Below are 25,126 nucleotides of genomic sequence, written 5' to 3' on the forward strand. Positions count from 1 at the left end.
GCTCCGGCGCGGCCGCGGGGGCCTGCCGGGGGTGCCGCCGGCCGAGCGCCGCCGCCGCGAGGGCGGCGGGCTCGGGCAGGCGCACGGGCTCGGCGGGCACCGCCGCGTCGGCCTGCGCGGCGAGGGTCCCGGCCTCGGGCCGGACCCGGGGGTCGGGAGCGGAGGCCGGCGCGAGCACGGCGCGCAGGGCGGTCGCGTCGTCGTCGCCGCGGTCGCCGAGGAGGTCGGCGACCAGGGCGGCGAGGGAGTGCACGTCGGCCGCCTCCCCGTCGCCGCCCGCCGCCGGCGGCCCGGGGGCCTCGGCCCGCGGGCGCAGCATCGCCGCGCCGTCCGGCGCGAGCACGACGTCCTCCGCGCCGACGAGGCCCTGGCGCAGCCCCGCGCTGTGCAGCGCGGCGAGACCGCGGGCGACGGCGACCAGCAGGCCCGCGGCCTCGCGCGACGTGAGCCGGCCGCGGACGGCGAGGACCGTGGGGAGGTCGGTCGCCGAGCCGCCGCGCCGCAGGGCCAGCGTGCCGTCGTCGCGGACGTCCACGGCGGCCACGGGCTCCACGCAGGGGTGGCGCAGCGCGGCGAGCGCGCTCACCCGTGCGAGCAGGACCTCACGGGTGCCGGCGTCGGTCGGGATCGGCAGCGTCTGGGTCGGCACCGTGCCATCGAACACCCTGGGCCCGCCCCGCCCGCCCCGTCGTCCACAGGCCTCGGGCCGGCGCCGCCCCGAGGCCGGGGCCTCGGTGCTCGACGCTCACAGATCGATGCGACGACCCTCCCGCGCGGACACACGGGCGGCGTCGAGCACCTCCGCGGTGCGCACGGCGTCGGCCGGGTCCACGGGCGCGGGCCCCTCTCCGCCCAGCCACGGTCCGAGGGCCCGGTAGAAGTCCGCGTGCCCGCCGGGCGCGGCCGGCACGGCACGCCGCTCGCGTCCGCGGGTGAGCCAGCCGACCGTGCCCTCGGGGGCGCCGTCGTCCAGCACCTCGAACGGGGACGCGTCCTGCTCGTACGTCGTCACGACGAACGCGCCCGCCGAGCCCAGCACGCGCGTCCGCGGCCCGGGAGCGCCCACCACCGAGCCGGCCCAGAGCCGTGACACGACGCCGCGCGGGCTGGCCGCGCTCCCGCCGCCGGGCTCGTGCTGCAGCACCAGGAAGACGTCGTCCTCGGTGGGCGTCGTGAGCTTGCGGGTCTGCGCCCAGACCGACTCCACGCGGCCGAAGAGCTGGGTCGCGGAGTCGACCAGGTGGGGGCCGAGGTCCAGGAGCAGGCCGCCGCCGACGGGGTCGTTCTCCTTCCAGCGCTGCCGCGGCACGGGCCGCCAGCGCTCCCAGCGGCGCTCGAACGTGTGCACGTCGCCGAGCTCCCCCGCGTCGATCAGGCCCGCGAGCGCCAGCTGCTCGGGGTCCCACCGCCGGTTCTGGAACACGGTGAACGGCGTGCCGGTGGCGGCGGCCTCCTCGACGACCGCGCGCGCCTGGTGCGCGTCGAGGCCGATCGGCTTGTCGAGCACGAAGGGGATCTGGGCACGGGCGAGCGCCGCCGCGTGCTCGGCGTGCAGGGTGGACGGGCTGGCCACCACCACGAGGTCGTAGCTGCGGCGCGCGGCGATCAGCGCGTCGAGATCCGACACGAGCCGCGCGCCCGGCCAGTCCCCCGCCGCCTGGTTGCGCCGGCCCGGGTCGCGCGCCACGACGGCGGTGACCTGGAGGCCCGCCTCCGCCGCGAGGCGCGCGTGGATCTCGCGCCCCGACCCGCCGTACCCGACGATCGCCAGCCGCGGCGGGGCAGCCGCCCTGCCGGTCTCGCCCGTCCCTGCCGCCTCGTCCGTGACCATGGTCCCCATCGTGCCCGACGGCACCTTAGTGGGACCCGCTGCCACGCGGGGCCGCCGGCCCACGACCGAGGCGCGCGGGCCACCAGACCCGGTCGCCGACGTCGTGGACGAGGGCGGGCACGAGGAGGCTGCGCACGACGAGCGTGTCGACGAGCACGCCGAACGCGACGATGAACGCGAGCTGCGCGAGGAACAGGAGCGGGATGACGCCGAGCGCGGCGAACGTGGCCGCGAGGACCACTCCCGCGGAGGTGATGACCGACCCGGTCACGGCCAGCCCGCGCAGCACACCCGGCCGCGTCCCGACGCGCAGGCTCTCCTCGCGCACCCGGGTCATGAGGAAGATCGAGTAGTCCACGCCGAGCGCCACGAGGAAGCAGAAGGCGTAGAGCGGCACCGCCGGGTCCGCGCCCGGGAAGTCGAAGACGTGGTTGAACATCAGCGCCGCGACCCCGAGGGCGAACCCGAACGAGAGCACGTTCGCGGCCATCAGCAGCACGGCCGCCAGCACCGAGCGCAGCAGCAGCACCAGGATCACGAGGATCACGGCGAGCACCACCGGCACGATCGTGCGCAGGTCGCGCTCCCCCGCCACCTGGGTGTCCAGCCGCTCCGCGGCCGCTCCGCCCACGAGGGCGTCGGGGCTCACGTCGTGCACCGCGGTGCGCAGCGCGGACACGGTGTCGACGGCCGCCTGGCTGTCCGACGGCGCGTCGGTCGTGACGTCCACGCGCACCCGGCCGTCGACGACCAGGGGGTCGCCCTGCGCCGGTGCGCCCGGCGCCGTGGCGGGCTGGTCCGTGACGACGGTCGCAGCGGCGACCCCGTCGGTCGCCTCGGCGGCGTCGACGACGGCCCCGGCGTCCTCCTCGGGGGCCACGACCGTCACCGGCTGTGCGGAGACGCCCTCGAAGTGCCGGGTGAGGGCCTCCTCGCCGTCGACCGAGCCGACCTGCGTGAGGAACACCTCCGAGTCCCCGGTGCCGTGAGCGTTCAGCGTCGGGACGAAGGCCGCGCCCGCGGCCAGCACGACGGCCGTGACGACCCACACCGCCCGATCGTGGCGCCCGACGAAGCCCGCGACGCGCGACCAGACGCCGTGCCCCGCGACGTCCACGTGCGTGTCGTCGTCCGGGACCGGGGCGGCCTCGACGGCGTCCGGCGAGCCGGAGCGCCCGTCGACGGCGTGCGGGACCTTCGGCCAGAACACCCAGCGGGCGCGGCGCCCGCCCACGAGCAGCATGGCGGGCAGCAGCGTCATCGCCGACAGGAAGGCGGCGGCGATGCCGATCGCCGCGACGGGCCCGAGGCTGCGGTTGGAGGACAGGTCGGACAGCAGGAGGCACAGGAGTCCGACGATCACGGTGCCCGCGCTGGCGGCGATCGGCTCGACCGACGCGCGGACGGCGCGGCGCATCGCCGTGTACGGGGACACGGCGGTGCGCAGCTCCTCGCGATAGCGGGCGACGAGGAGCAGGGCGTAGTCGACCGACGCGCCCACGACGAGGATCGACAGGATGCCCTGCGACTGCCCGTTGAGGGTCAGCACGTCGTTCGCCGCGAGCTCGTACACCACGAGGCCCGCGAGGCAGAGCGCGAGGACCGCGGTGAGGATCACGACGAACGGCAGCACCGGCGAGCGGTACACGAGCGCCAGGATGACCAGGACGGCGCCGAGCGCGACGAGCAGCAGCACCGTGTCGATGGCGCCGAAGGCGCTCACGAGGTCCGCCACGAAGCCCGCGGGACCGGTGACCCACGCGTCCAGCCCGGTGCCGGCGAGGCCGCCGTCGGCGGCGTCCGCGGCCGCGAGCGTGCGCAGCGCGTCGACGGCGAGCTGCGAGACGCTCGACTCGTCCGCGCCGACGTCCTCGGACGCCTTGGCGGCGTCGAGGGAGACCACCACGAGGGCGGCCTGCCCGTCCTCGGACGGGACCACGACCGGGGTCGCCACGCTCACGTCGCCGACGGTGCGCGGCTCGTCGCCGGAGGTGCCCGCGAGCGGGGCGGCGGGGATCGCGTCGGCGAACGCCTGGACGTCGGCGAGCTGGTCCGGGGTCAGCGCCGACCCGTCGGAGGTCTCGGCGACGACCAGGGCCGGGAGGGTCTCGGAGTCGGTGAACTCGCGGGCGAGCTCGGCGGCCTGCGTGGACTCCGCGCTCGCCGGCAGGAACGCCGCGGCGTCGTTGGTCTGGACGCTGCTCAGCTTGCCCTGGGCCTGCCCGCCGACGGCGCCGATGGCGAGCCACACGCCGATCGCTGCCAGAATGGCGAGGCCCCGGAGAAGTCCCGATCCGCGATTGCTCAGCATGCTGAGTATCCTGCCTCACGAGGAGGTGCGCAGCAAGTGACCCACGACGCGACCGACGGCACGACCTCGTCCGGCGCCCCCGGCTGGCCCGATCCCGTCGACCCGACGAGCGACGACCCCGCCGAGTGGCCCACGGGCCGGCTCCTGTTCACCGTGGTGCGGCGGATCGAGCACGACTGGAACGCGCACCTCGCGGGCTGGAACCTCAACCACGCGGGCTTCCCCGTGCTGCTGCACCTGTTCGCCGGCCCACGCACCCAGCGCGAGCTGGCCGACCTCAACGGCGTCACCGAGCAGACGATGAGCAAGGTCGTCGCACGCCTGGAGCGCGCCGGCTACGTCGTCCGCGGCGAGGACCCGCGCGACCGCCGACGGCGCACGGTCGCCGTCACCGACGCCGGACGCCGCGCCGCCGCCGAGGCGGGGCGCCTCCAGCCCGCCGAGGACCTCACCTCCCAGGGCCTGGACGACGACCAGGTGGCGAGCCTGCGTGAGATGCTCGTCACCCTCGTCCGCGCCCACCGCGGCGGCGACGAGGGCTAGCCTCGGCCGGGTGGACGTGATGACGCTGCCCGGACTGACCGACTACCACGAGGCGTGGGAGCTGCAGCGCCGCGTGCACGCCGAGGTCGTCGCCGGCGACCGGACGGACACCCTGATCGTCGTCGAGCACCCCGACGTCTACACCGCCGGGCGGCGCACCCACCGCGACGAGCGCCCCACCGACGGCACGCCCGTGGTCGACGTCGACCGTGGCGGCAAGATCACCTGGCACGGCCCGGGCCAGCAGGTCGTCTACCCGATCCTGCGTCTCGCCGAGCCGATCGACGTCGTCGCCTACGTGCGTGCGCTCGAGGAGGCGGTGATGGAGGTCTGCGCCGGGTTCGGCCTGGGGACGATCCGGGTCGAGGACCGCACCGGCGTCTGGTTCGCCGCCGGCGCCGGGCGCCGCGAGCGCAAGGTGTGCGCCATCGGCGTGCGCACCGCCAAGGGCGTGACGATGCACGGCATCGCCCTCAACTGCGACCCCGACCTGAGCCGGTTCGACCACATCGTGCCGTGCGGCATCACGGACGCCGACGTGACGTCCCTGTCGATCGAGACCGGGCGCGACGTCACCCTCGACGACGCGCGGGACCCGCTGGTCGGCGCCCTCGTCCGCCACCTCGACCCCCTCCGGGCCGCCCCCTCGCCCGCGGGTGTTGCTGACGTCACGTCCGCACCGTGAGCAGGTCCCGGCGCCGCCGCGCCGGGCTCACGTAGTCTGACCGGGTCCGGCACGGTCAGGGTCCGTACAGGCCAGGTCCGCCGGACGTCCACCTGCTCGACGACGACCGGGAGACACCCGTGACGATCGCACCCGAGGGCCGCCGCATGCTGCGCATCGAGGCCCGCAACGCCGCCACCCCCATCGAGAAGAAGCCCGAGTGGATCAAGACCAAGGCCACGATGGGTCCCGAGTACCGGGAGCTGAAGGGCCTGGTCAAGGGCGAGGGCCTGCACACGGTGTGCGAGGAGGCCGGCTGTCCCAACATCTTCGAGTGCTGGGAGGACCGCGAGGCCACGTTCCTCATCGGCGGTGACCAGTGCACGCGGCGCTGCGACTTCTGCCAGATCGACACGGGCAAGCCGGCCGACTTCGACGCCGACGAGCCGCGCCGCGTCGCCGAGTCCGTGCGGACCATGGGCCTGAAGTACTCGACCATCACCGGCGTCGCGCGCGACGACCTGGCCGACGGCGGCGCCTGGCTGTACGCCGAGACCGTGCGCCAGATCCACGCCCTCAACCCGGGTACCGGCGTCGAGCTGCTCATCCCCGACTTCAACGCCATCCCCGAGCTGCTCGACGTCGTCAACGAGTCGCGGCCCGAGGTCATGGCGCACAACGTCGAGACTGTGCCCCGCATCTTCAAGCAGATCCGCCCCGCGTTCCGCTACGAGCGGTCGCTGTCGGTGCTCACCCGTGCCCGCGAGGCGGGGCTGGTCACCAAGTCGAACCTCATCCTCGGCATGGGCGAGACCATCGACGAGGCCCGCGACGCGCTGCAGGACCTCCACGACGCCGGCTGCGACCTCGTGACGATCACGCAGTACCTGCGCCCGTCCCTGCGCCACCACCCCGTGGACCGCTGGGTACGCCCGGAGGAGTTCGTCGAGCTGTCCGACGCGGCCGAGGAGATGGGCTTCCTGGGTGTCATGGCCGGCCCGCTCGTGCGCTCGTCGTACCGCGCCGGGCGCCTGTGGGGCCAGGCGATGACCCGCCGCGGCCTGCCGATCCCGGAGGCGCTCGCGCACCTCGGGGAGCCGACGACGTCGCGCCAGGAGGCCGCGAGCCTGCTGGCCCCCCGAGCGCACTAGACTTGACGACCATGGCCCGCACCAAGTCCGACGCCGGCGCGCCCGCCGACGCCACCGGTAAGCAGAAGAAGCCCAAGAAGCAGCGCTGGTACCACCAGGTGTGGGCCGCGTACCAGATGACGCGCAAGCAGGACCCCACGGTGACGTGGCTGCTCCTGGGCGTGTTCGTCGGGATCCTCGCGGTCGTCGCCGCCGTGGTGCTGCTCCTCGACGTGCCGACCGGCTTCAAGATCCTGTACATCGTCGTCCTCGGCATCCCGTTCGCGATGCTGGGCTCGATGTTCGTCCTGACCCGCAAGGCGGAGCGGGCCGCGTACACGCAGATCGAGGGCCAGCCCGGCGCCGCCCGCGCGGCACTCGGCACGGTCCGCGGCGGCTGGACGTTCGAGGACGAGCCCGTCGCGATCAACCCGCGCACCCAGGACTTCGTCTTCCGCGGCGTCGGCCGCCCGGGCATCGTCCTCGTCAGCGAGGGCCCCGCGCACCGCGTGCAGCGCCTGCTGGACGACGAGCGCCGCAAGGTGGCGCGCGTCGTGCCGAACGTGCCGATCACGCTGATCCAGTGCGGCAACGAGGAGGGGCAGGTCCCGCTGCCCAAGGTCGCCCGCAAGGTGCAGAAGCTCAAGCGCTCCCTGACCAAGCCCGAGGCCGACCAGGTCAACAAGCGCCTCAAGGCGCTCGGCGGCGCCCGCCTGCCGATCCCCAAGGGCGTCGACCCGATGCGCGCCCGCCCGGACCGCAAGGGCCTCCGCGGCCGCTGACCCGCGCCGGCCCGACCAGCTCGACCACGAGATCGACCCACCCGCTGCACGACCGCCCTCTCTCGAGAGGCGGCGTCGCGGCGGGTGGGTCGATCTCTGTGCGGTCGAGCCGCGGACGACCTCAGCGGCGGACGAGGACGGTGCCCGCAGCGCGGTCGTGCAGGCCGCGGCCGTCGCGGTCCCACACGACGGCGGGGATGACGAGGCACAGCAGCAGCGTGCGCACGGCGCCGCGCGCGAACCCGTTCGCCATCCCTTCAGGTGCGCCGAGCGTGCGGACCTGCATGCCCAGCAGCCGGTGGCCGATGGTGAAGCCGGCGGTGCTGACCAGCAGCACGTTCTCGAGCGCGAAGACGCCCAGCGTGACCCACGAGTTCAGCTCGGCGAACGACGCCGGCGTCGTCACCAGGTAGGCGATGAGCGTCGCCACCGCCCAGTCGACGAGGAGGGCCACGACCCGGCGCCCGAGCCGGGCCAGCGACCCCGGGCCGGTCTCGGGGAGCCCCAGCCGGCCGCCGGACCCGGCCGCGTCGTCCCGTCGCCCGCCCTCGAGCCACGAACCGACGTCTTCTCGTGAGATGTCCTCCGGCGATGCCATGGTCCCAGGCTACGCGGCGCCGAAGGCCCGACCCCCGTAACCTGTTCGAAACAAAGGCGCCATGCCGGAGAAACGCCGCCGCCATACCGTCATGGTCGTCGAGCGGCGAGCCCCGGGCCCGCCGCACCAGTCCTTCGGAACCGTCCGGCGGCACCGACCGAACGGCACCATCCACGCAAGGAGTGCATGCATGTTCACGAACGCCGAGGAGGCCATCGCCTTCACCCGTCGCGAGGGGGTGGAGTTCATCGACGTCCGCTTCATCGACCTGCCGGGCGTGATGCAGCACTTCAACATCCCCGTGGAGCAGTTCTCCGAGGACTCCTTCACCGAGGGCCTCATGTTCGACGGGTCGTCGATCCGCGGCTTCCAGGCGATCCACGAGTCGGACATGAAGCTGGTCCCGGACGTCACGACGGCGTACCTCGACCCGTTCCGCAAGCGCAAGACGCTCATCGTGAACTTCTCGATCGTCGACCCGTTCACCGACGAGCCCTACGCCCGTGACCCGCGCACGATCGCCGCCAAGGCGGAGGCGTACCTCAAGTCGACCGGCATCGCGGACACGGCGTTCTTCGCCCCCGAGGCCGAGTTCTACATCTTCGACGACGTCCGGTTCTCGACGAACCAGCACGAGTCCTACTACCACCTCGACTCGGTCGAGGCGGCATGGAACACCGGTCGCGAGGAGGAGGGCGGCAACCTCGGGTACAAGACCCGGTACAAGGGCGGCTACTTCCCCGTCTCCCCCAACGACCAGTTCGCCGACCTGCGCGACGAGATGTGCGCCGTCCTCGCCGAGGTGGGCCTCGACGTCGAGCGCGCGCACCACGAGGTGGGCACCGCCGGCCAGCAGGAGATCAACTACCGGTTCAACACCCTGCTGCACTCGGCCGACGACCTGATGAAGTTCAAGTACGTCATCAAGAACGTCGCCTGGCAGCACGGCAAGACCGTCACCTTCATGCCGAAGCCGATCTTCGGCGACAACGGCTCGGGCATGCACTCCCACCAGTCGCTGTGGCTGAACGGTGACCCGCTGTTCTACGACGAGAAGGGCTACGGCGGCCTGTCCGACACGGCCCGCTGGTACATCGGCGGCCTGCTCAAGCACGCGCCGTCGCTGCTCGCCTTCACCAACCCGTCGGTGAACTCCTACCGTCGCCTGGTGCCCGGCTACGAGGCCCCTGTCAACCTGGTCTACTCGGCCCGCAACCGCTCCGCGTGCATCCGCATCCCGGTGACCGGTTCGTCCCCGAAGGCCAAGCGCGTCGAGTTCCGCGTCCCGGACCCGACGGCCAACCCGTACCTCGCGTTCGCCGCGCAGCTCCTCGCCGGCATCGACGGCATCAAGAACCGCATCGAGCCGCCGGCGCCGATCGACAAGGACCTGTACGAGCTGCCCCCCGAGGAGCACGCGCAGATCGCCCAGGTGCCCGCGTCCCTCGAGGAGGCCCTCGACAACCTCGAGCGCGACCACGAGTTCCTCACGCAGGGCGACGTCTTCTCCGAGGACCTCATCGCCACCTGGATCGACTACAAGCGCTCCAACGAGATCGACCCGATCCGTCTGCGCCCGCACCCGCACGAGTTCGAGCTCTACTACGACATCTGATCGGCGGCCCGCCAGGGCCTGCTGATGTCGCCGGAACGGCGGCTGCCGCTCTCCACGCCACCAGGCGCCGGGAGCGACAGCCGCCGTTTCGGCGTCCCGGGCGCACGCGGCGGGCGGGACGGCCCGTCACCGCCGCGTGACCGCGCCCGCCCAGAGCCAGACGAAGCCCTCGCGGCCGTGGGCGTCCACGTAGCGCACGTGCACCTGCATGTCCGTCCAGGCGGTGGCCTCGCCGTCGACCTGCTGCTCGCCGGACTGGCGCGACGTGATCCACGCGCGCACGGGGATGCCGCGGTCGGGCCGCGTGATGTGCGCGCCCTGCCGCGACCTGCCGGGCGCCCCTTCCGCCGCGTCCCGCAGGGGCACGCGGTCGACCGCGCCTGTCGGCCGCCCGTCCGGGCGGCCCTCCCTCTGTCCCACGCCGCCAGGCTACCCGGCGTTCGAACATACGTTCCACCGCGGCCTCGTGCCATGCCCTGGCCGCCCGCGCCCGTGAGGGTTCACCCTGAATTCCCCCTGAACGGCCGCGACGAGGGGTTCCGGCGGGTGAGGTGCGGGGCTACGGTCGGGCTCGTGCCAGTCATCACCACCGATGAGCTCACCAAGCGATACCCGCGGGTCACGGCGCTCGACCGCCTGTCCGTCGAGGTCGGCGACGGCGTCACGGGGCTCGTCGGCGCCAACGGAGCGGGCAAGTCGACCCTGATCAAGATCCTCCTGGGACTCGCGACACCGACGTCCGGCACGGCGACCGTCCTCGGGCACGACATCCGCGCGGACGGGGCCGCGCTGCGCGCACGGGTCGGGTACATGCCCGAGCACGACTGCCTGCCGAGCGACATGTCGGCCACCGAGCTCGTGGTCCACCTCGCCCGCATGTCGGGGCTCCCGGCGGACGCGGCCCGCGAGCGCGCCGCGGACACGCTGCGGCACGTCGGGCTGTACGAGGAGCGCTACCGGCCGGTCGGCGGGTACTCCACCGGCATGAAGCAACGCGTGAAGCTCGCGCAGGCACTGGTGCACGACCCCGACGTCGTCTTCCTCGACGAGCCGACCAACGGCCTCGACCCGGCCGGCCGCGACGAGATGCTCGACCTGGTCCGCCGCATCTACGACGAGTTCGGCATCTCCGTCCTGGTGACGTCGCACCTGCTCGGCGAGCTCGAACGCATCTGCGACCACGTGGTCGTCGTCGACGCGGGCGTGCTGCTGCGCTCGTCCGCCGTCGCCGACTTCACCCGCGCCAGCGCGCAGATCGCCGTCGAGGTGACCGCGGACGCCGACGATGCGGCGGCGGCACTGACGGCCGCCGGGCTGCGGGTCGCGAGGGAGGGCGCGCTGCTGCTCGTCGGGCTCGACGGCGACGCCACCTACGACGTGGTCCGTGACGTCGTCGCGGACCACGGGTACGGCCTGGTCCGGCTTTCGCCGCGCCGCCACCACATCTCCGAGGTGTTCGACCGGGAGGTTGACGATGCCGTCTGACCCGCCCGCCGGCGTCATCCACGACATCGGCTACCGCGAGTACGAGGGCCCGAGGCTTGCCCGGCGCGGGGTCGCCCTCGGGCTCTACACCCACACGCTGCGGGGCGTCTTCGGGGTGGGCCGCGCGCCGCGGTCGAAGGTCGTGCCCATGGGCCTGGCCGTCCTCATGCTGCTCCCGGCCGTGATCCTCGCCGTCGTCACGGTGGTCCTGGTCGGGCAGGGTGCGCTCACCGGCCCGGCGCTGCCGTACACCCGCTACGCGATGGTGACCCAGGCGGCCGTCGCGATCTTCCTCGCCGTGGCCGCGCCGCAGGCCGTGTCGCTCGACCTGCGGTTCCACACCCTGCCGCTGTACCTCTCGCGGCCCCTGGAACGGGTGGACTACGCACGCGCCAAGCTCGCGGCGGTCACGTCGGCGGTGTTCCTCCTCCTCGCGGCCCCGCTGCTGGTCATGTACCTCGGCAGCCTCGCCGCGGGGCTCGACGCCGGCCGTCAGACGGTGGACCTGCTCGAGGCGCTGGTCGGCGCCCTCCTGTTCGCCGCGATCCTCTCGGGTGTCGCCGTCCTCATCGCGTCGTGGACGGCGCGCCGCGGGTTCGGCGTGGCCGCCATCGTCACCGTCCTCGCGCTCACCTACGCCGTCGTCTCCAGCCTCCAGGCGCTCGTGGCCTTCGACGCCGACGACCCTGCCACCGCCGGGTGGATCGGCCTGTTCTCCCCGATGACGCTCGTGGACGGCGTCCAGGTCTGGGCGTTCGGCGCCGAGCCGTCGACCCCTGCAGGCCCGTCCGGCGACGTCGCCGGCGTGGTCTTTCTCGCGGTGACCCTCGGAGTGATCGCCCTGTGCTACGCGGCCGTCGCCGCCCGATACCGGAGGGTCCGGCTCTGATGGCCTCGCTGCAGATCGACACCTGCTCCCGCTGGTTCGGCAACGTCGTCGCCGTCAACGACGTCACGATGACGGTGGGCCCCGGCATCACCGGGTTGCTCGGGCCCAACGGCGCGGGCAAGTCCACGCTGATCCACATGCTCGGCGGCTTCCTGCCGCCGTCCGCCGGGTCGGTGACCCTCGACGGCACGCCCACCTGGAAGAACCAGGAGATCTACCACACCCTCGGGATCGTCACCGAGCGGGAGGCGACGTACGACTTCCTCACGGGGCGCCAGCTCGTGCGCGCGAGCGCCGAGCTGCAGGGCCTGCCCGACCCGGGCGCCGCGGCCGATCGCGCCCTGGTCACGGTCGACATGACGGACGCCCAGGACCGCAAGGTGGGCGAGTACTCCAAGGGCATGAAGCAGCGCGTGAAGATGGCGTCCGCGCTGGTGCACGACCCGGCCGTGCTGCTCCTGGACGAGCCGTTCAACGGCATGGACCCCCGCCAGCGCCTGCACCTCATCGGACTGCTGCGCACCATGGGCGACGAGGGCCGCACCGTGCTGTTCAGCTCGCACATCCTCGAGGAGGTCGAGCAGCTGGCCCACCAGATCGAGGTCGTCGTCTCGGGCCGCCACGCGGCGTCCGGCGACTACCGCGAGATCCGCCGGCTCATGACCGACCGGCCCCACCGCTACACCATCTCCTCGAGCGACGACCGCGCACTCGCCTCCGCCCTGGTGGCCGACGGCTCGACGGCGGGGGTCAGCCTCGACGGCGGCGGGCTGCGCGTGCAGGCCGGCGAGTTCCTGCGGTTCGCCGCGCTCCTGCCCCGCGTCGCGCGCGACGTCGACGTCCGCCTGTACGAGGTCACCCCGGCCGACGAGTCCCTGGAGAGCGTGTTCTCCTACCTCGTCGACGGCTCGTCCCGCACCACCTCGACCGCACGGAGGGACCCGTCGTGAACGGCACCGTCGTCCGCCTGACCGCCCTCGGGATGCTGGGCGGCCGGCGCGTGTGGCTGCTCGCGGCCCTCGCCCTGCTCCTGGTCGCCATCGCCGTCCTCGCACGCGTCCTGGTCCCCGTCACCGAGGCCGAGGCTGCGACCCTGCTCCAGGGCGTGACCTTCGCGACGTTCCTGCCGTTGCTCGGCCTCGTCGTCGGCACCGGCGCGATCGCCCCCGAGATCGACGACGGGTCGATCGTGCACCTGCTGGCGAAGCCGGTCTCCCGGCACGCGATCGTCCAGAGCAAGCTCGCCGTGGCGGTCGGGGCGTTGCTCGTGTTCGCGGTCGTGCCGACCGTCGTCGCGGCCGCCGTGCTCGGCCTCGGCCCGCGCGCCGTGCTCGCCTTCGGCGTCGGCGCGCTCGCGGCCGGCGCCGTGTACGGGGTGCTCTTCCTGCTGCTGTCGATCCTCACCCGCCACGCGGTGATCATCGGCCTGGTCTACGCCCTGCTCTGGGAGAGCCTCGTGGGCAGCTTCGTGCCCGGCGCGCGGAACCTCAGCGTTCAGCAGTGGGCCCTGTCGGTCACCGGGTCGATCGCGCCGCCCGGCCTGGTCACGTCCGACGTCGGCACGGGCCTCGCGCTCGCCCTCGTGGTGGGCGGGTTCGCCGCCGCGACCTGGTACGCCGGTCACCGGCTCCGGCTGCTCACCCTCGCGTCCGCCGAGTAGCGGTCAGCGGGCCCGGTCAGCGGGTCCGGTCGTCGCCCTCCGGCGCGTCGTGGCCCGCGGTCGGCCGGTCGTCCGTCGTCGGCTCGGTGTCCGACGCCGCGGTCGCGGCGTCGTGCCCGTCGTCGTGCCCGTCATCGTGGGACTTGCCGAACGGCAGCACGTGCATCACCGCGACGACGACCGCGCCGACGATCAGGCCCGCGACGGCCGAGCAGAGCGTGTTCACCAGCCAGCCGAGGAACCCGCCGATGCCGGGCACGGCGTGCGCGACGGCCTCCTCCAGGTGGTGCACGACCTCGTACGGGGCGTGCCAGCCCAGCTCGTCGGCGCCGGTGAGCAGGATGTGCCCGCCCACCCACAGCATCGCGACGGTGCCGACCACGGAGATGACGGCGAGCACCTTGGGCATCCCCGTCACCAGGGCGCGGCCCACGCGCTGACCGGCCCGGGAGTCGCGACCCGCGAGCGCGAGACCCATGTCGTCCATCCGCACGATGAGGCCGACGACGCCGTAGACCACGGCGGTGATCGCGAACGCGACGATCAGCAGGATCACGAGCCGGGAGAAGAACGGCTCGTGCGCCACCTCGTTGAGGGCGATCACCATGATCTCGGCCGACAGGATGAGGTCGGTGCGCACGGCGCCGGCGACGAGGGTCTTCTCGGCGTCGGGGCCGACGGTCGCGGCGGGCTTGTCGTGCCCCTCGTGCCCGCGCAGGCGGCCCCAGATCTTCTCGGCGCCCTCGAAGGCCAGGTAGGTGCCGCCCACCATGAGGATCGGCGTGAGCAGCCACGGCGCCCACTGGCTGAGGATCAGGGCCACCGGGAGGATGTAGAACACCTTGTTCCGGATCGAGCCCTTGGCGATCTTCTTGACGATCGGGATCTCGCGGTTCGCGGCGACGCCGTGCACGTACTGCGGCGTCACGGCGGTGTCGTCGACGACGACGCCCGCGGCCTTCGCCGTCGCCTTCGCGGCGGCGGCCCCGACGTCGTCCAGGGACGCGGCGGCGAGCTTCGCGATCGCGGCGACGTCGTCGAGGAGGCCGAGCAGGCCGGCGCTCACGCGACCGCTCCCACCGGGTGCGAGCGGGCGGGCGAAGCGCCCGCAGGCGGCATCGAAGGCTGGTGCATGGACCTATCGTGCCGTACCTGCGGGCGCCCGCGGGAGCCCTGCTCAGCAGCGCAGTCCCGACCCCGGCGAGACGCCGAGCACGCCCGTGATGCGCACGCAGCGGTCGACCCGCGCGTCGACCGACGCGGGGTTGCCTCCGCCGCACTCGAGCGCCCCGTTGAGGGAGTTGATCGTCTGCCCGAACCCGGCCCCGCCGACCATCGCCTGGTGCGACGTCATGACGCCCGGGCCGTTCTGGGTGTTCCAGTACCAGAGGGCGGTCTGCCAGGCGACGGACGGGTCCCGCTCGACGAGCCACGGGTCGTCCAGGAGGTCGAGGCCCAGGGCGTCACCGGCGGCCTTGTAGTTGAAGTTCCAGCTGAACATGATCGGCCCGCGCCCGTAGTACGCCTCCTGACCCGCCGGGCACCCGAACGGCTGGGACCGGTCGCACTTGATCCCGTAGTTGGCCTCGTTGATCTCCTTGACGTACCGCAGCCCGACCGACTCGAAGTCGGCGTGGGTGAGGAACGCCGCCACCTCGCGGGTGCGCGTCGTCTCCGTGCCGGTGCTGGCGAACGCCGGGTAGGCGCCGAGGGCGTCCACGAGGCCGTCGTAGGTGTAGAACGGGTCGCGGTCGGGGAAGAGCGCGTCGAACTCCGCCCGGCTCACGACGAAGTCGTCACCCCCGTCCGCGCACGGCCCCCGGTCGACCCAGACGCCCGTGGATCCGGGGGCGTTGCCCTGCGTCCACCAGCGGGCCTCCCACGCGCGTCCGTGGTGCGCCGCCGCCCGGCCGCCGCCGTAGGCCGTCGTGGACGACCAGGTCGCCGGGCACGTGGGCTCGCCCGCACCCTCGCCGGCAGCCGACGACGTCGCGGGGGCGAGCATGCCCGCCAGCCCCACGAGCAGACCACCGCGCAGCGCCCCGGACGACCTCGGGGGCGTCACTCCTCGCCGTAGAAGACGCGCTCCACGACGGCGCGGGCGCGGCGGGCGGTGCGCAGGTAGAGCTCCTCGAGCTCTCCCCCGGTGCCGACGTCGCCGAGCAGCCCGGCCACGCCGGTGAGGTCGCGGGAGTCGTGCGGCAGCTGGTCGACCTGCGCGCCCGTGGTGCGCCCGGACCACAGCACGACGGCGGACCGCAGCCGCGAGGCGAGCACCCACGCGTCGCGCAGCTGCGCCGCGTCCTCGGCGTCGAGCAGTCCGGCACCCGCCGCGGCGTCGAGCGCCGCGACCGTGCCGGTCGTGCGGAGCCCCGGGACGGCCGCGGCGTGCTGGAGCTGCAGCAGCTGCGCGGTCCACTCGACGTCGGCGACGCCGCCCCGGCCGAGCTTGAGGTGCCGCGCGGGGTCGGCACCGCGGGGCAGGCGCTCGGCCTCGACGCGCGCCTTGATGCGCCGCACCTCGCGGACGCGCGCGTCGTCGAGCCCGTCGGCCGGGTAGCGCAGCGGGTCGACGACCGCCTCGAACCGGGCGCCCAGGGCGTCGTCGCCCGCGACGTCACCCGCCACCGGACGGGCGCGCAGCAGGGCCTGCGCCTCCCAGACGCTCGACCAGCGCTCGTAGTACTCGGCGTACGAGGCGAGGGTGCGCACCAGCGGACCCTGCCGCCCCTCCGGCCGCAGGTCCGCGTCGACGGGCAGCGCGGGCTCGGGCCCGACCTCGGACAGCAGGGCCCGCAGCCGCGTCGCGACGCGGGTGGCGAAGTCCTGGGCGAGCTTCGGCTCGGCCCCGGGCAGCGGGTCGTGCACGAACATCACGTCCGCGTCCGAGCCGTAGCCCATCTCGCGCCCGCCGAGCCGGCCCATCGCGACCACGAGCATGCGGGTCGGGTTGGCGTCGGGCGAGAGGCCGAGGCCGAGCTCGGCGCGGGCGGCGTGCTCGGCGACCCGCAGCCCGCCGACGAGCACCACGTCGGCGGCGTCGGAGACGGCGGCCGCGGCGTCCACGGGCGGCAGCAGCCCGAGCACCTCCGCCGCCCCGGTGCGGGCGAGCTCGCGACGGCGCAGCGCGCGGAGGCGCTGTGCGGCGGGCTGCGGCTCGTCGGCCCGGGTGAGGATGGCGTCCGCCTCGGCGGCCAGCCGCTCGGCGCCCCGCGGCTCCAGGCCCGACGTGTCCGCGAGCCAGCGCACGGACTCCGGCGACCGCGCCAGCGCGTCGGCGAGGTAGGTGGACGACGCCAGGAGCTGGGTCAGGTGGTACGCGGCGTTCTCCGAGTCGCGCAGCAGCCGCAGGTACCAGGGCGTGGCGCCCAGCTCCTCGGAGAGCTTGCGGAAGGCCAGCAGCCCCGCGTCCGGGTCGGCACCCTCGGCGAACCAGCCGAGCAGCACCGGCAGCAGCTGGCGCTGCAGCGCCGCGCGCCGCGACGTGCCCGAGGTCAGCGCCGCCACGTGCCGCAGCGCGCCGTCCGGGTCGCGGTAGCCGACCGCGGCGAAGCGCTCGCGCGCCACCCCGGGCGACAGCGAGAGCTCTGCGTCCGACAGCTGGGCCGACGCCGGCAGCAGCGGCCGGTAGAAGACCTCCTCGTGCAGGGCCCGCACCTCGCGGCGCGTCGCGCGCCAGCGCTCCAGCAGGCCCTTGGCGCCCTCGGCGCGCATGCCGAGCGACCGCGCCAGGCGGCGCAGGTCCTCCTCGGCCGTGGGCAGCAGGTGCGTGCGGCGCAGCCGGAACAGCTGCACCCGGTGCTCCAGCGCCCGCAGGAAGCGGTAGCAGACCGCCATCCGCGCGGCGTGCTCGCGGCCGACGTAGCCCCCCGCCGCGAGCGCCGCCAGCGCCGCCAGGGTGTGCGGGGAGCGGATCTTCGGGTCGGCGCGCCCGTGCACGAGCTGCAGCAGCTGCACGGTGAACTCGACGTCGCGCAGGCCGCCCTTGCCGAGCTTGATCTGCCGGTCGGCCTCGGCGGCGGGCACGTGGGCCTCGACCCGGCGCCGCATCGCGCGGGCGTCCTCGACGAAGTGCTCGCGGTGCACGGCCGACCAGATGAACGGGTCCACGGCGGCGCGGTAGTCGTGCCCCAGCGCCGCGTCCCCGGCGATCGGGCGCGCCTTGAGCAGCGCCTGGAACTCCCAGGTCTCGGCCCACCGCTCGTAGTAGGCGACGTGGCTCGCGAGCGTGCGCACCAGCGGCCCCTGCGCGCCCTCGGGCCGCAGCGCGGCGTCCACGGGCCACAGGGCGGGCTCGGCGGACGTGGCCGAGCAGACCCGCTGCAGCCCGGTCGCGAGGCGCGTGCCGACGGCCAGCGCCGTCGCCTCGTCGAGCAGCCCGCCGTCGGGCGCCTCGCCCGGCTCGCAGACGTACACGACGTCGACGTCGGAGACGTAGTTGAGCTCGCGCCCGCCGGTCTTGCCCATGCCGATGACGCAGAGCCGCACGCCGGCGCCGTGGTCGTCGAGGTCGGCGCGCGCGACGGCGAGCGCCGCCTCCACGGCGGCGGAGGCCAGGTCGGCGAGCGCGGCGGCGACGACGGGCAGGCGCGTCAGCGGCTCGCCCGCGGTGAGGTCGTCCGCGGCGAGGGCCAGGAGCCGCTCGCGGTAGGCGCGGCGCAGCGCGTCGGTGGTGGTGGCCGCGCCGGCGTCGGGCCAGGCCACGCCCGGCTCGCCGTCCGGGTCGGCCGCCACGGGCACGTCCGCCTCGGGGTCGGCCCCGACGGCACGCAGCAGGCCGGCGCGGACGGCGGCGGGCCCGGCGAACGTCCGCGGGCCCGGGGCGGCGGACGTGTCCGCGTCGTCCCCGGCGTCGGTCTCGCCGCTCTCACTGCTTTCACTTCGCGCGTCGCTCTCGCCGCTCGCGCCGTCGGCCTCCTCGGACGCGCCGTCCGGGACGGCGACCACGTCGAGGAGCTCCGGGCGCCGCACCACCTCGTCGCCCAGCGCGGACGACGCCCCCAGCACCGCGACCAGGCGGGTGCGCGCCCGCGGAGACGCGGCGTCCAGCAGCTCCCCCAGCCGTGCCCCCGCCCCCGGCGACTCCGCGAGCCGCACGAGCTGGAGCAGCGCGAGGTCGGCGTCGGCGCACGCCCCCAGCGCCGCCAGCAGCGCGTCCTCGCGGCCCGGCGCGTCGAGCACCTCCTGCAGCGCGGCGTCCGACCAGAGCGTTGCCGACCGCGTGAGGTCGCCGAACCCGGCGTGCAGCAGCCGGCCAGTGAGGGTGGAGCGCCGGGCGGTCACAGGAACTGCAGGAACCGGCGCAGCTCGTAGGGCGTGACCTGGGCGCGGTAGGCGTCCCACTCCTGCCGCTTGTTGCGCAGCACGAAGTCGAAGACGTGCTCCCCCAGCGTCTCCGCCACGAGCTCGGAGCGCTCCATGAGCTCGATCGCCTCGTTCAGCGACTGCGGCAGCGGCGCGATGCCGAGCGCGCGGCGCTCCCGGTCGGTGAGCTCCCACACGTCGTCGCCGGTGGCCTCCGGCAGCTCGTAGCCGTCCTCGATGCCCTTGAGGCCCGCGGCCAGCAGCACCGCGAACGCGAGGTAGGGGTTGGTGGCCGAGTCGAGCGCCCGGTACTCCACGCGCGCCGAGTTGCCCTTGCCCGGCTTGTACATGGGCACGCGCACGAGGGCGGACCGGTTGTTGTGGCCCCAGCAGATGTAGCTCGGCGCCTCGGCGCCGCCCCACAGCCGCTTGTAGGAGTTGACGTACTGGTTGGTCACGGCCGTGATCTCGGCCGCGTGGACCAGGAGGCCGGCGATGAACTGCCGCGCCGTCTTGGACAGCTCGAACTGCGCGCCCGGCTCGTGGAAGGCGTTGCGGTCGTCCTCGAACAGCGACAGGTGCGTGTGCATGCCGGAGCCGGGCTGGTCGACCATCGGCTTGGGCATGAACGACGCGAAGACGCCCTGCTCCAGCGCCACCTCCTTGACCACCGTGCGGAAGGTCATGAGGTTGTCGGCGGTGGTGAGCGCGTCCGCGTAGCGCAGGTCGATCTCGTTCTGGCCAGGGCCGGCCTCGTGGTGGGAGAACTCCACCGAGATGCCCATGGACTCGAGCATCGTGATCGCAGCCCGGCGGAAGTCGTGCGTGCTGCCGCGCGCCAGGTGGTCGAAGTAGCCGCCGTTGTCGACGGGGACCAGCGGCTCCTCCGGGGAGGCCACCTGGTTGAACAGGTAGAACTCCACCTCGGGGTGCGTGTAGAAGGTGAACCCGCGGTCGCTCGCGCGCGCGAGCGCGCGCTTGAGCACGTTGCGCGAGTCCGCCAGGGACGGCTCCCCGTCCGGCGTGAGGATGTCGCAGAACATGCGGCCGGTGCCGTGCCGGTCGCCGCGCCACGGCAGCACCTGGAACGTGGTCGGGTCGGGCTTGGCGATCATGTCCGCCTCGTAGACCCGCGTCAGCCCCTCGATGGAGCTGCCGTCGAAGCCGATGCCCTCCGTGAACGCCTGCTCGAGCTCGGCCGGGGCGACCGCCACCGACTTCAGCACGCCGAGCACGTCGGTGAACCAGAGCCGGATGAAGCGGATGTCGCGCTCCTCGACCGTGCGGAGCACGAACTCCTGCTGCCTGTCCATGAACCCATCCTGCCCGAGAAGTGTTAACGGGGTATGTCGTGGGACGCGGCCCGGACCGCCCCCGTCCCGACCTGGACGGATATCCGGTACCGCGGGTCGGAGGCATAGGCTGACCGGCATGTCGAACCCCGGTCACGACGCCACCGTCGACGCCGCCGCGCCCTCCCCCGCCGCCGACCTGACCCGCCGCCGTCGCGTGCGGGTCCACCACCTGGCCGAGGCCAAGGAACGCGGCGAGAAGCTCACGATGCTCACGGCCTACGACGCCGTCACCGCACGCCTCTTCGACGCCGCCGGCCTGGACCTGCTGCTGGTCGGCGACTCGATCGGCAACACCATGCACGGGCACCACACGACGCTGCCCGTCACGCTCGACGACATGATCCCGCCGGCCCGCGCCGTCGCCCGCGCCGCCGAGCACGCGCTCGTCGTCGTCGACCTGCCGTTCGGGTCGTACGAGGCCGGCGCGGAGCAGGCGCTCGGCTCGGCCGTGCGGATCATGAAGGAGACCGGCGCCGCCGCGGTCAAGCTCGAGGGCGGGCGACGCTCGGCCGCGCAGATCCGCGCGCTCACCGACGCCGGGATCCCCGTGGTGGGCCACCTCGGCTTCACACCGCAGTCGGAGAACCTCCTGGGCGGGCCCCGCGTCCAGGGCCGCGGCGACGAGGCCGCCGAGGCCCTGTGCGAGGACGCCCTCGCCGTGCAGGAGGCCGGCGCCGTCGCCGTCGTGCTCGAGATGGTCCCGGTGGAGGTCGCCGCGCGCGCCACCGAGATCCTGCGCATCCCCACCATTGGCATCGGCGCCGGCCCCCGCGTCGACGGGCAGGTGCTGGTCTGGACCGACATGGCCGGCATGACCGACTGGTCGCCGCGCTTCGCCCGCCGGTTCGCCGAGGTGGGCAACCTGCTGCGCCAGGCCGCCCAGGACTACGCCGACGAGGTCCGCCGGGGCACGTTCCCCGACGCCGCGCACTCCTTCGAGCGCTAGGCCCGCGGCCACCCGGTGACGCCGGCCGCGAGGCCGAGCATCGCCGCCGCGACCCGCCCGGCGTCCTCGTCGGGGACCGTCGTGGACGCCCGGTCGAGGATCAGCAGCCGCGCGTCCGGGATCTCGCGGGCCAGCGCCTCCGCGTTGCCGACCGGGAAGAACGGGTCGCGGCGGCCGTGCACCACCAGCGTCGGCACGGCGACCTCGGGCAGGCGCTCACGCCACCGCGGCGTGCAGTCGAGCGCGGCGAACACCGTGCCCAGCTGGTTGGCCAGGTGCACCGACGGCGCCCTGCCCGGGGTGCGGTCCCAGGTGCGCCCGGCGACCTCGCGGGCCGACGCCGGGTCGTCGCCGAGGATCTCGGCGCTCGCGGCGGCGTGCTCGGCCACGGCGCCCCGGTCGGCCCAGTCGGGCATCGGCCGCGAGAAGAGCCGTGCCATCGTCTCCGCGTCGTGGTCGGGCAGGTCGTCGTCGACCGGCCCCGGTGCCACCGGCCGCGTCCCGACGAGGGTGAGCGCCGCGAACGCGTCCGGATGGTCGAGCGCGGCGACCTGGGCGACCATGCCGCCGACGCCGAGGCCCGCCAGGTGCGCCGGCCGGTCGTCGAGCTCCCGCGCGAGCGCCGCCGCGTCGGCCGCGAGGTCCCGCAGGGAGTAGGCCGGCGCGTCGGGGTCGACCGTGGTCGACGCGCCCGAGTCGCGCAGGTCGTACCGGACCACGTGCCGCCCGCCGCGGGCCACGGCCTCGCACACCGTGTCGGGCCACGAGAGCATCGTCGTCCCGCCGGCGCACAGGACCAGCGGCGCCGCCGCGTCGCCGAAGTGCTCCACGCCCAGCCGGACGCCGTTCGCCTCCACCGTCACCGTCATGCCGGCACCTCCCTCTCCCCGGGTCGACGCCGCGGGCGGCGGGAACTCATCGGCGCGCCGCGAAGGGCGGGGAGGGTCAGTCCTTGCCGCGCCAGTCGGCGTCCTCGCCCTCCCATGTCTCGTTGCGGCGCTGCGCGGAGTCCAGGGCGTTGCGAGCGGCCTCCCGCGACGGGTACGGACCCATGCGGTGGCTCCAGCTCGAGCGGTCGCGACTCTCCTCGACCTCGCCGGTCTTGGTGTTGTACCAGTACTGCACCGGGCTTGTGTCGCTCATAGGACGATCCTGCATCAAGATGGGCCCATGGTGGAGGCAGCGCAGCCGGTCGCGTTCGGCATCGACATCGGCGGGTCCGGGATCAAGGGGGCCCCGGTCGACCTCGCGACCGGCGAGTTCGCCGCCGAAAGGCGCCGCATCCCCACGCCGGAGAACTCCACCCCGGAGGCCGTCGCCCAGGTGCTCGCCGAGCTCGTCGACTCGTTCGAGCTGCCCCAGCACGTGCCCGTCGGCGTCGCCTTCCCCGCCCCGATGGACCACGGCGTCGTCCGCTTCATCGCCAACCTCGACCAGTCGTGGAAGGGCGTGGACCTGCCGGCGCTCGCCCGCGAGGCCACGGGTCGCGAGGTCACCGCCGTCAACGACGCCGACGCCGCGGGCGTCGGCGAGCAGCGGTACGGCGCCGCCGAGGGTCGCGACGGCGTGGTGCTGGTCGTCACGCTGGGCACCGGCATCGGGTCGGCGCTGCTCGTGGACGGCGTCCTCGTGCCGAACACCGAGCTCGGCCACCTGGAGATCGACGGCCACGACGCCGAGTCGCGGGCCGCCGAGTCCGCCCGCGAGCGCGAGGACCTGTCGTGGCACCACTGGGCCCACCGGCTGCAGCGGTACTTCGAGACCGTCGAGATGCTGATCTCGCCCGAGCTGATCGTCGTCGGCGGCGGGGTGAGCAAGCACCACGAGAAGTTCCTGCCGCTGCTCGACCTGCGCGCGCCCATCATCCCCGCCACGCTGCGCAACCGCGCCGGCATCGTCGGGGCGGCGGCGTTGGCGGCGAGCGGCCGCGACCACTGAGCCGCGGGGCGTCCGACGGAGGTCCGGAGCGGTCAGCCCGCCAGGCTGTGCGGCGCCGTGGGCGTGGGCGCGGTCGGGACGCGGCCCCAGTCGACGCCGGTCTCCGGCGGCACGTCGAGCTCGAGCATGCGCAGCACGTCGAGCACCGCGGCCGGCGGCCGGTGCAGCGAGACCCGCAGCCCCTCGTCCCTGCCGATGCGGCAGAGCTGGACGAGGAAGGCGACCCCGGCGGAGTCGATGAAGGTCACCCGTGAGGTGTCGACCACCACGGGCAGGTCCCGCTCGAAGGCCCGCGCGAGGGCCGCGCTCGCCTCGTTGCGCAGGGCGATGTCGATCTCGCCCCACATGTCCACCACGCTCACGTCGGTGCGCTCCACGAGGGCGATGCCCCCGGCCTGAGCCTCGTCGGTGAAAGTCACTGCCACACCTTCGTCCCACGTCCTGCGTCCAGCGCGCCACGGTCTCGGGCGCTGCGTTCCGGACTCGCGACCTCGTCGTCGCGACGACCGCAACGCTACACCTTCGCGAACCCGCAGCGGAACCTCGCCAGGGACATTCTTTACCGACCGTTCACAGAGCGCACCATCCCGGTGCGCCTCTGCCCTCGGGCGGGCTACGACCCGAGGATGCGCGCCTTCTGCGCCGCGAACTCGGCGTCGGTGAGCACACCCTGCGCCCGCAGCTCGGCCAGGTCGCGGAGCTGGGCGATGGTCGCGTCCGCCCCGCCGGACGGCGCGGGCGCGGGTGCCGGCGCGGGCGGCGGCGGCTCGTAGACGGGCTGGGCGTACGTCGGCGCGGGCGCGTACCCCGCGTCCTGGGCGCGCTGGGCGTCCTGCGCGGCCCAGCGCCCCTGCTGGCGGCGCTGCACGCGCCCGGAGACGGCGCTGGCCGTGCCGGCGACGACGGCGGTCCTGGCGACGCCCCGAAGCAGACCGGGCATGTCGACCTCCTCTGGTCGGTGTCGCCGGCCGGGGCCCGGCCGGCGACGGGTGGTGTGTGCGGATCGGTGAGCGGCGCCGCGACGCGGCGCCGGCGGCGGGTCAGCGGGCCTCGGCGGCCTCCAGCGCCCCGAGGAGCGACTGGACCGGGATCCGGCCGCTGGCGACGAGCATCCCCCCGCCACGACGCAGCGCGGCGGCGAACGGGCCGGCCCACGCGTTCTCGTACACGAGGACGCCGGCCGCGCTGCCCGGGGTCAGGACGCCGCCCGCCTCGGTGAGGTCGTCCTCGTCGAGGAGGCCGGACGACGCGCCCTGGAACACCGACACGTCGAAGTCGCCCTCGATCTCCAGGTCCTCCAGGTCGACCGCCGTCACCTCGCCGTCCGCGCTCTTGCGGACGAAGACGAGGTCGAGGACGCGGATGATCCCGCGGTCCACGAGGTCGACGAGCAGCGGCAGCGCGTGCCCGTCGAGCCGGTTCTGCGGGAACTCCACGACGATGTAGTCGATGGGGCCCATCTCGTCGGGTCCCGTGTCCTCACCCGTCGGGTCCATGGGTCGTCCTCCCGTCCGTGGGTCGCGCGGCGCGGCGGCCGCCTTGCTCCGTGCCCCACGGTGCCGCGCGCCGGCGGGCGCGTCCTCACCCGCGACGGGTGAGGAGGCGCCGTCGAGGACGGCGAGCAGCGCGCCCAGGTCCGCCTCCCGCACCCGGTGCGAGGTGACCTCGGCGGGCGCCGCCCGATCGACGCCGCTGAGCATCCCCCGCACCACCGGTCCGATCGCGCCGCGCACGACGATCTCGACGTCCGCGCGCCGGGCCGGGACCGTGCGGAGCTCGACCAGCTCCAGCCCCAGGGCGGCCATCCGGTGCAGCAGGCCGTACAGCGCGGACTGGTCGCGCACGGACACCTCGAGCACGGTGCGGGTGTGGGCGCGGGCCGCGCCCAGCTCCACCAGGCTCGCGGCGTCACCGCCCGCCCGGCCCACGACCGTCAGCTCGACCCACGGCATCCCGACCACCTGTCCGCCCGACCGCTCCGTCCGTCCCCGCGGGTGAACTTTCGCCGCGGGTCGTGCACCGTGCCGAGGGCCGCGCGGCCCGCCGGCCGCCGGTGCCGGGCACGGTCCCCGACC

At 74.4% G+C, this 25,126-nt stretch carries 24 protein-coding genes and 1 pseudogene; 11 read left to right on the top strand and 14 right to left on the bottom strand.

Annotation, left to right across the window (positions count from 1 at the left end):
• The 3 genes and pseudogenes from ACFU5J_RS20900 to ACFU5J_RS20910 form a co-directional block, all read right to left on the bottom strand.
• Positions 1-649 (bottom strand): annotated as a pseudogene (locus tag ACFU5J_RS20900) (hypothetical protein); the annotation flags it as partial.
• A 96-nt stretch (positions 650-745) separates the two neighbouring features.
• Positions 746-1,831 (bottom strand): Gfo/Idh/MocA family oxidoreductase, encoded by a 1,086-nt coding sequence (locus ACFU5J_RS20905; RefSeq protein WP_430576009.1) that lies wholly within the window; start codon positions 1,829-1,831, stop codon positions 746-748.
• A 25-nt stretch (positions 1,832-1,856) separates the two neighbouring features.
• Complete coding sequence (locus ACFU5J_RS20910; RefSeq protein ID WP_430580005.1) at positions 1,857-4,142, bottom strand: MMPL family transporter; 2,286 nt, start codon at positions 4,140-4,142, stop codon at positions 1,857-1,859.
• Positions 4,143-4,178: 36 nt separating this feature from the next.
• Here ACFU5J_RS20910 and ACFU5J_RS20915 point away from each other — a divergent pair, with 36 nt between their 5' ends.
• The 4 genes from ACFU5J_RS20915 to ACFU5J_RS20930 all read left to right on the top strand — a co-directional run bounded on the left by ACFU5J_RS20915 (position 4,179) and on the right by ACFU5J_RS20930 (position 7,261).
• Positions 4,179-4,685: a MarR family winged helix-turn-helix transcriptional regulator gene (locus tag ACFU5J_RS20915; RefSeq protein ID WP_430576011.1), complete on the top strand. Its 507-nt coding sequence runs from the start codon at positions 4,179-4,181 to the stop codon at positions 4,683-4,685.
• Between the two features lie 19 nt (positions 4,686-4,704).
• Positions 4,705-5,370 carry a lipoyl(octanoyl) transferase LipB gene (gene lipB / locus ACFU5J_RS20920; RefSeq protein ID WP_430580016.1) on the top strand — a complete coding sequence of 222 codons (666 nt, stop codon included), beginning with the start codon at positions 4,705-4,707 and terminating at the stop codon, positions 5,368-5,370.
• A 119-nt stretch (positions 5,371-5,489) separates the two neighbouring features.
• Complete coding sequence (lipA, locus tag ACFU5J_RS20925; protein ID WP_430576012.1) at positions 5,490-6,500, top strand: lipoyl synthase; 1,011 nt, start codon at positions 5,490-5,492, stop codon at positions 6,498-6,500.
• An 11-nt stretch (positions 6,501-6,511) separates the two neighbouring features.
• Positions 6,512-7,261, top strand: coding sequence for a DUF4191 domain-containing protein (locus tag ACFU5J_RS20930; RefSeq protein ID WP_430576013.1), 750 nt, complete (start codon positions 6,512-6,514; stop codon positions 7,259-7,261).
• Positions 7,262-7,382: 121 nt separating this feature from the next.
• On the opposite strand, the gene ACFU5J_RS20935 is transcribed toward ACFU5J_RS20930, so the two are convergent.
• Positions 7,383-7,859 (bottom strand): RDD family protein, encoded by a 477-nt coding sequence (locus tag ACFU5J_RS20935; RefSeq protein ID WP_430580006.1) that lies wholly within the window; start codon positions 7,857-7,859, stop codon positions 7,383-7,385.
• Between the two features lie 190 nt (positions 7,860-8,049).
• On the opposite strand from ACFU5J_RS20935, the gene glnA (ACFU5J_RS20940) reads away from it, so the two are divergent.
• On the top strand, positions 8,050-9,474 hold the full coding sequence (gene glnA / locus ACFU5J_RS20940) for a type I glutamate--ammonia ligase (RefSeq protein WP_430576015.1): 1,425 nt from the start codon (positions 8,050-8,052) through the stop codon (positions 9,472-9,474).
• A gap of 126 nt (positions 9,475-9,600) precedes the next feature.
• On the opposite strand, the gene ACFU5J_RS20945 is transcribed toward glnA (ACFU5J_RS20940), so the two are convergent.
• A complete protein-coding gene (locus ACFU5J_RS20945; RefSeq protein WP_430576016.1) occupies positions 9,601-9,894 on the bottom strand; it encodes a hypothetical protein in 294 nt (97 codons plus the stop codon).
• Between the two features lie 153 nt (positions 9,895-10,047).
• Here ACFU5J_RS20945 and ACFU5J_RS20950 point away from each other — a divergent pair, with 153 nt between their 5' ends.
• Genes ACFU5J_RS20950 through ACFU5J_RS20965 form a run of 4 tightly spaced genes read left to right on the top strand, consistent with a single transcriptional unit; the run spans position 10,048 to position 13,508 of the window.
• Entirely contained in the window at positions 10,048-10,959 is a 912-nt protein-coding gene (locus ACFU5J_RS20950; RefSeq protein ID WP_430580007.1) for an ABC transporter ATP-binding protein, read from the top strand.
• Entirely contained in the window at positions 10,949-11,848 is a 900-nt protein-coding gene (locus ACFU5J_RS20955) for an ABC transporter permease (protein ID WP_430580008.1), read from the top strand. The genes ACFU5J_RS20950 and ACFU5J_RS20955 overlap by 11 nt, the downstream gene beginning before the upstream one ends.
• Positions 11,848-12,798: an ABC transporter ATP-binding protein gene (locus ACFU5J_RS20960; RefSeq protein WP_430580009.1), complete on the top strand. Its 951-nt coding sequence runs from the start codon at positions 11,848-11,850 to the stop codon at positions 12,796-12,798. The genes ACFU5J_RS20955 and ACFU5J_RS20960 overlap by 1 nt, the downstream gene beginning before the upstream one ends.
• On the top strand, positions 12,795-13,508 hold the full coding sequence (locus tag ACFU5J_RS20965; protein ID WP_430580010.1) for an ABC transporter permease subunit: 714 nt from the start codon (positions 12,795-12,797) through the stop codon (positions 13,506-13,508). Before ACFU5J_RS20960 ends, ACFU5J_RS20965 begins: the two co-directional genes overlap by 4 nt.
• A gap of 16 nt (positions 13,509-13,524) precedes the next feature.
• Here ACFU5J_RS20965 and ACFU5J_RS20970 read toward each other — a convergent pair whose 3' ends face one another.
• From ACFU5J_RS20970 to glnA (ACFU5J_RS20985), 4 genes are all read right to left on the bottom strand, one after another.
• A complete protein-coding gene (locus ACFU5J_RS20970) occupies positions 13,525-14,574 on the bottom strand; it encodes a DUF808 domain-containing protein (protein ID WP_430580011.1) in 1,050 nt (349 codons plus the stop codon).
• Between the two features lie 111 nt (positions 14,575-14,685).
• Positions 14,686-15,573 (bottom strand): glycoside hydrolase family 19 protein, encoded by an 888-nt coding sequence (locus ACFU5J_RS20975; RefSeq protein WP_430580012.1) that lies wholly within the window; start codon positions 15,571-15,573, stop codon positions 14,686-14,688.
• On the bottom strand, positions 15,570-18,791 hold the full coding sequence (locus ACFU5J_RS20980) for a bifunctional [glutamine synthetase] adenylyltransferase/[glutamine synthetase]-adenylyl-L-tyrosine phosphorylase (RefSeq protein WP_430580013.1): 3,222 nt from the start codon (positions 18,789-18,791) through the stop codon (positions 15,570-15,572). Before ACFU5J_RS20980 ends, ACFU5J_RS20975 begins: the two co-directional genes overlap by 4 nt.
• Positions 18,788-20,125, bottom strand: a complete 1,338-nt coding sequence (gene glnA / locus ACFU5J_RS20985; RefSeq protein ID WP_430580014.1) for a type I glutamate--ammonia ligase — start codon at positions 20,123-20,125, stop codon at positions 18,788-18,790. Before glnA (ACFU5J_RS20985) ends, ACFU5J_RS20980 begins: the two co-directional genes overlap by 4 nt.
• Before the next feature lie 118 nt (positions 20,126-20,243).
• Here glnA (ACFU5J_RS20985) and panB point away from each other — a divergent pair, with 118 nt between their 5' ends.
• Positions 20,244-21,113, top strand: coding sequence for a 3-methyl-2-oxobutanoate hydroxymethyltransferase (gene panB / locus ACFU5J_RS20990; protein WP_430576025.1), 870 nt, complete (start codon positions 20,244-20,246; stop codon positions 21,111-21,113).
• Here panB and ACFU5J_RS20995 read toward each other — a convergent pair.
• Positions 21,110-21,982 carry an alpha/beta fold hydrolase gene (locus ACFU5J_RS20995; protein WP_430576026.1) on the bottom strand — a complete coding sequence of 291 codons (873 nt, stop codon included), beginning with the start codon at positions 21,980-21,982 and terminating at the stop codon, positions 21,110-21,112. The two genes, panB and ACFU5J_RS20995, sit on opposite strands and share 4 nt — an antisense overlap.
• Positions 21,983-22,058: 76 nt before the next feature.
• On the bottom strand, positions 22,059-22,256 hold the full coding sequence (locus tag ACFU5J_RS21000) for an SPOR domain-containing protein (protein WP_430576027.1): 198 nt from the start codon (positions 22,254-22,256) through the stop codon (positions 22,059-22,061).
• A gap of 27 nt (positions 22,257-22,283) precedes the next feature.
• On the opposite strand from ACFU5J_RS21000, the gene ppgK reads away from it, so the two are divergent.
• Positions 22,284-23,051, top strand: coding sequence for a polyphosphate--glucose phosphotransferase (ppgK, locus tag ACFU5J_RS21005; RefSeq protein ID WP_430576028.1), 768 nt, complete (start codon positions 22,284-22,286; stop codon positions 23,049-23,051).
• A gap of 32 nt (positions 23,052-23,083) precedes the next feature.
• Here ppgK and ACFU5J_RS21010 read toward each other — a convergent pair whose 3' ends face one another.
• From ACFU5J_RS21010 to ACFU5J_RS21020, 3 genes are all read right to left on the bottom strand, one after another.
• The gene (locus ACFU5J_RS21010; protein ID WP_430576029.1) at positions 23,084-23,470 is read right to left on the bottom strand and encodes an STAS domain-containing protein; all 387 of its coding nucleotides are present in this window, start codon (positions 23,468-23,470) and stop codon (positions 23,084-23,086) included.
• 194 nt (positions 23,471-23,664) lie between these two features.
• The gene (locus ACFU5J_RS21015) at positions 23,665-23,991 is read right to left on the bottom strand and encodes an SHOCT domain-containing protein (RefSeq protein ID WP_430576030.1); all 327 of its coding nucleotides are present in this window, start codon (positions 23,989-23,991) and stop codon (positions 23,665-23,667) included.
• Between the two features lie 100 nt (positions 23,992-24,091).
• The gene (locus ACFU5J_RS21020; protein ID WP_430580015.1) at positions 24,092-25,003 is read right to left on the bottom strand and encodes a DUF6325 family protein; all 912 of its coding nucleotides are present in this window, start codon (positions 25,001-25,003) and stop codon (positions 24,092-24,094) included.
• Positions 25,004-25,126: the final 123 nt, after the last annotated feature.

The organism is Isoptericola sp. NPDC057559, assembly GCF_042801555.1.
GTDB lineage: Bacteria > Actinomycetota > Actinomycetes > Actinomycetales > Cellulomonadaceae > Isoptericola.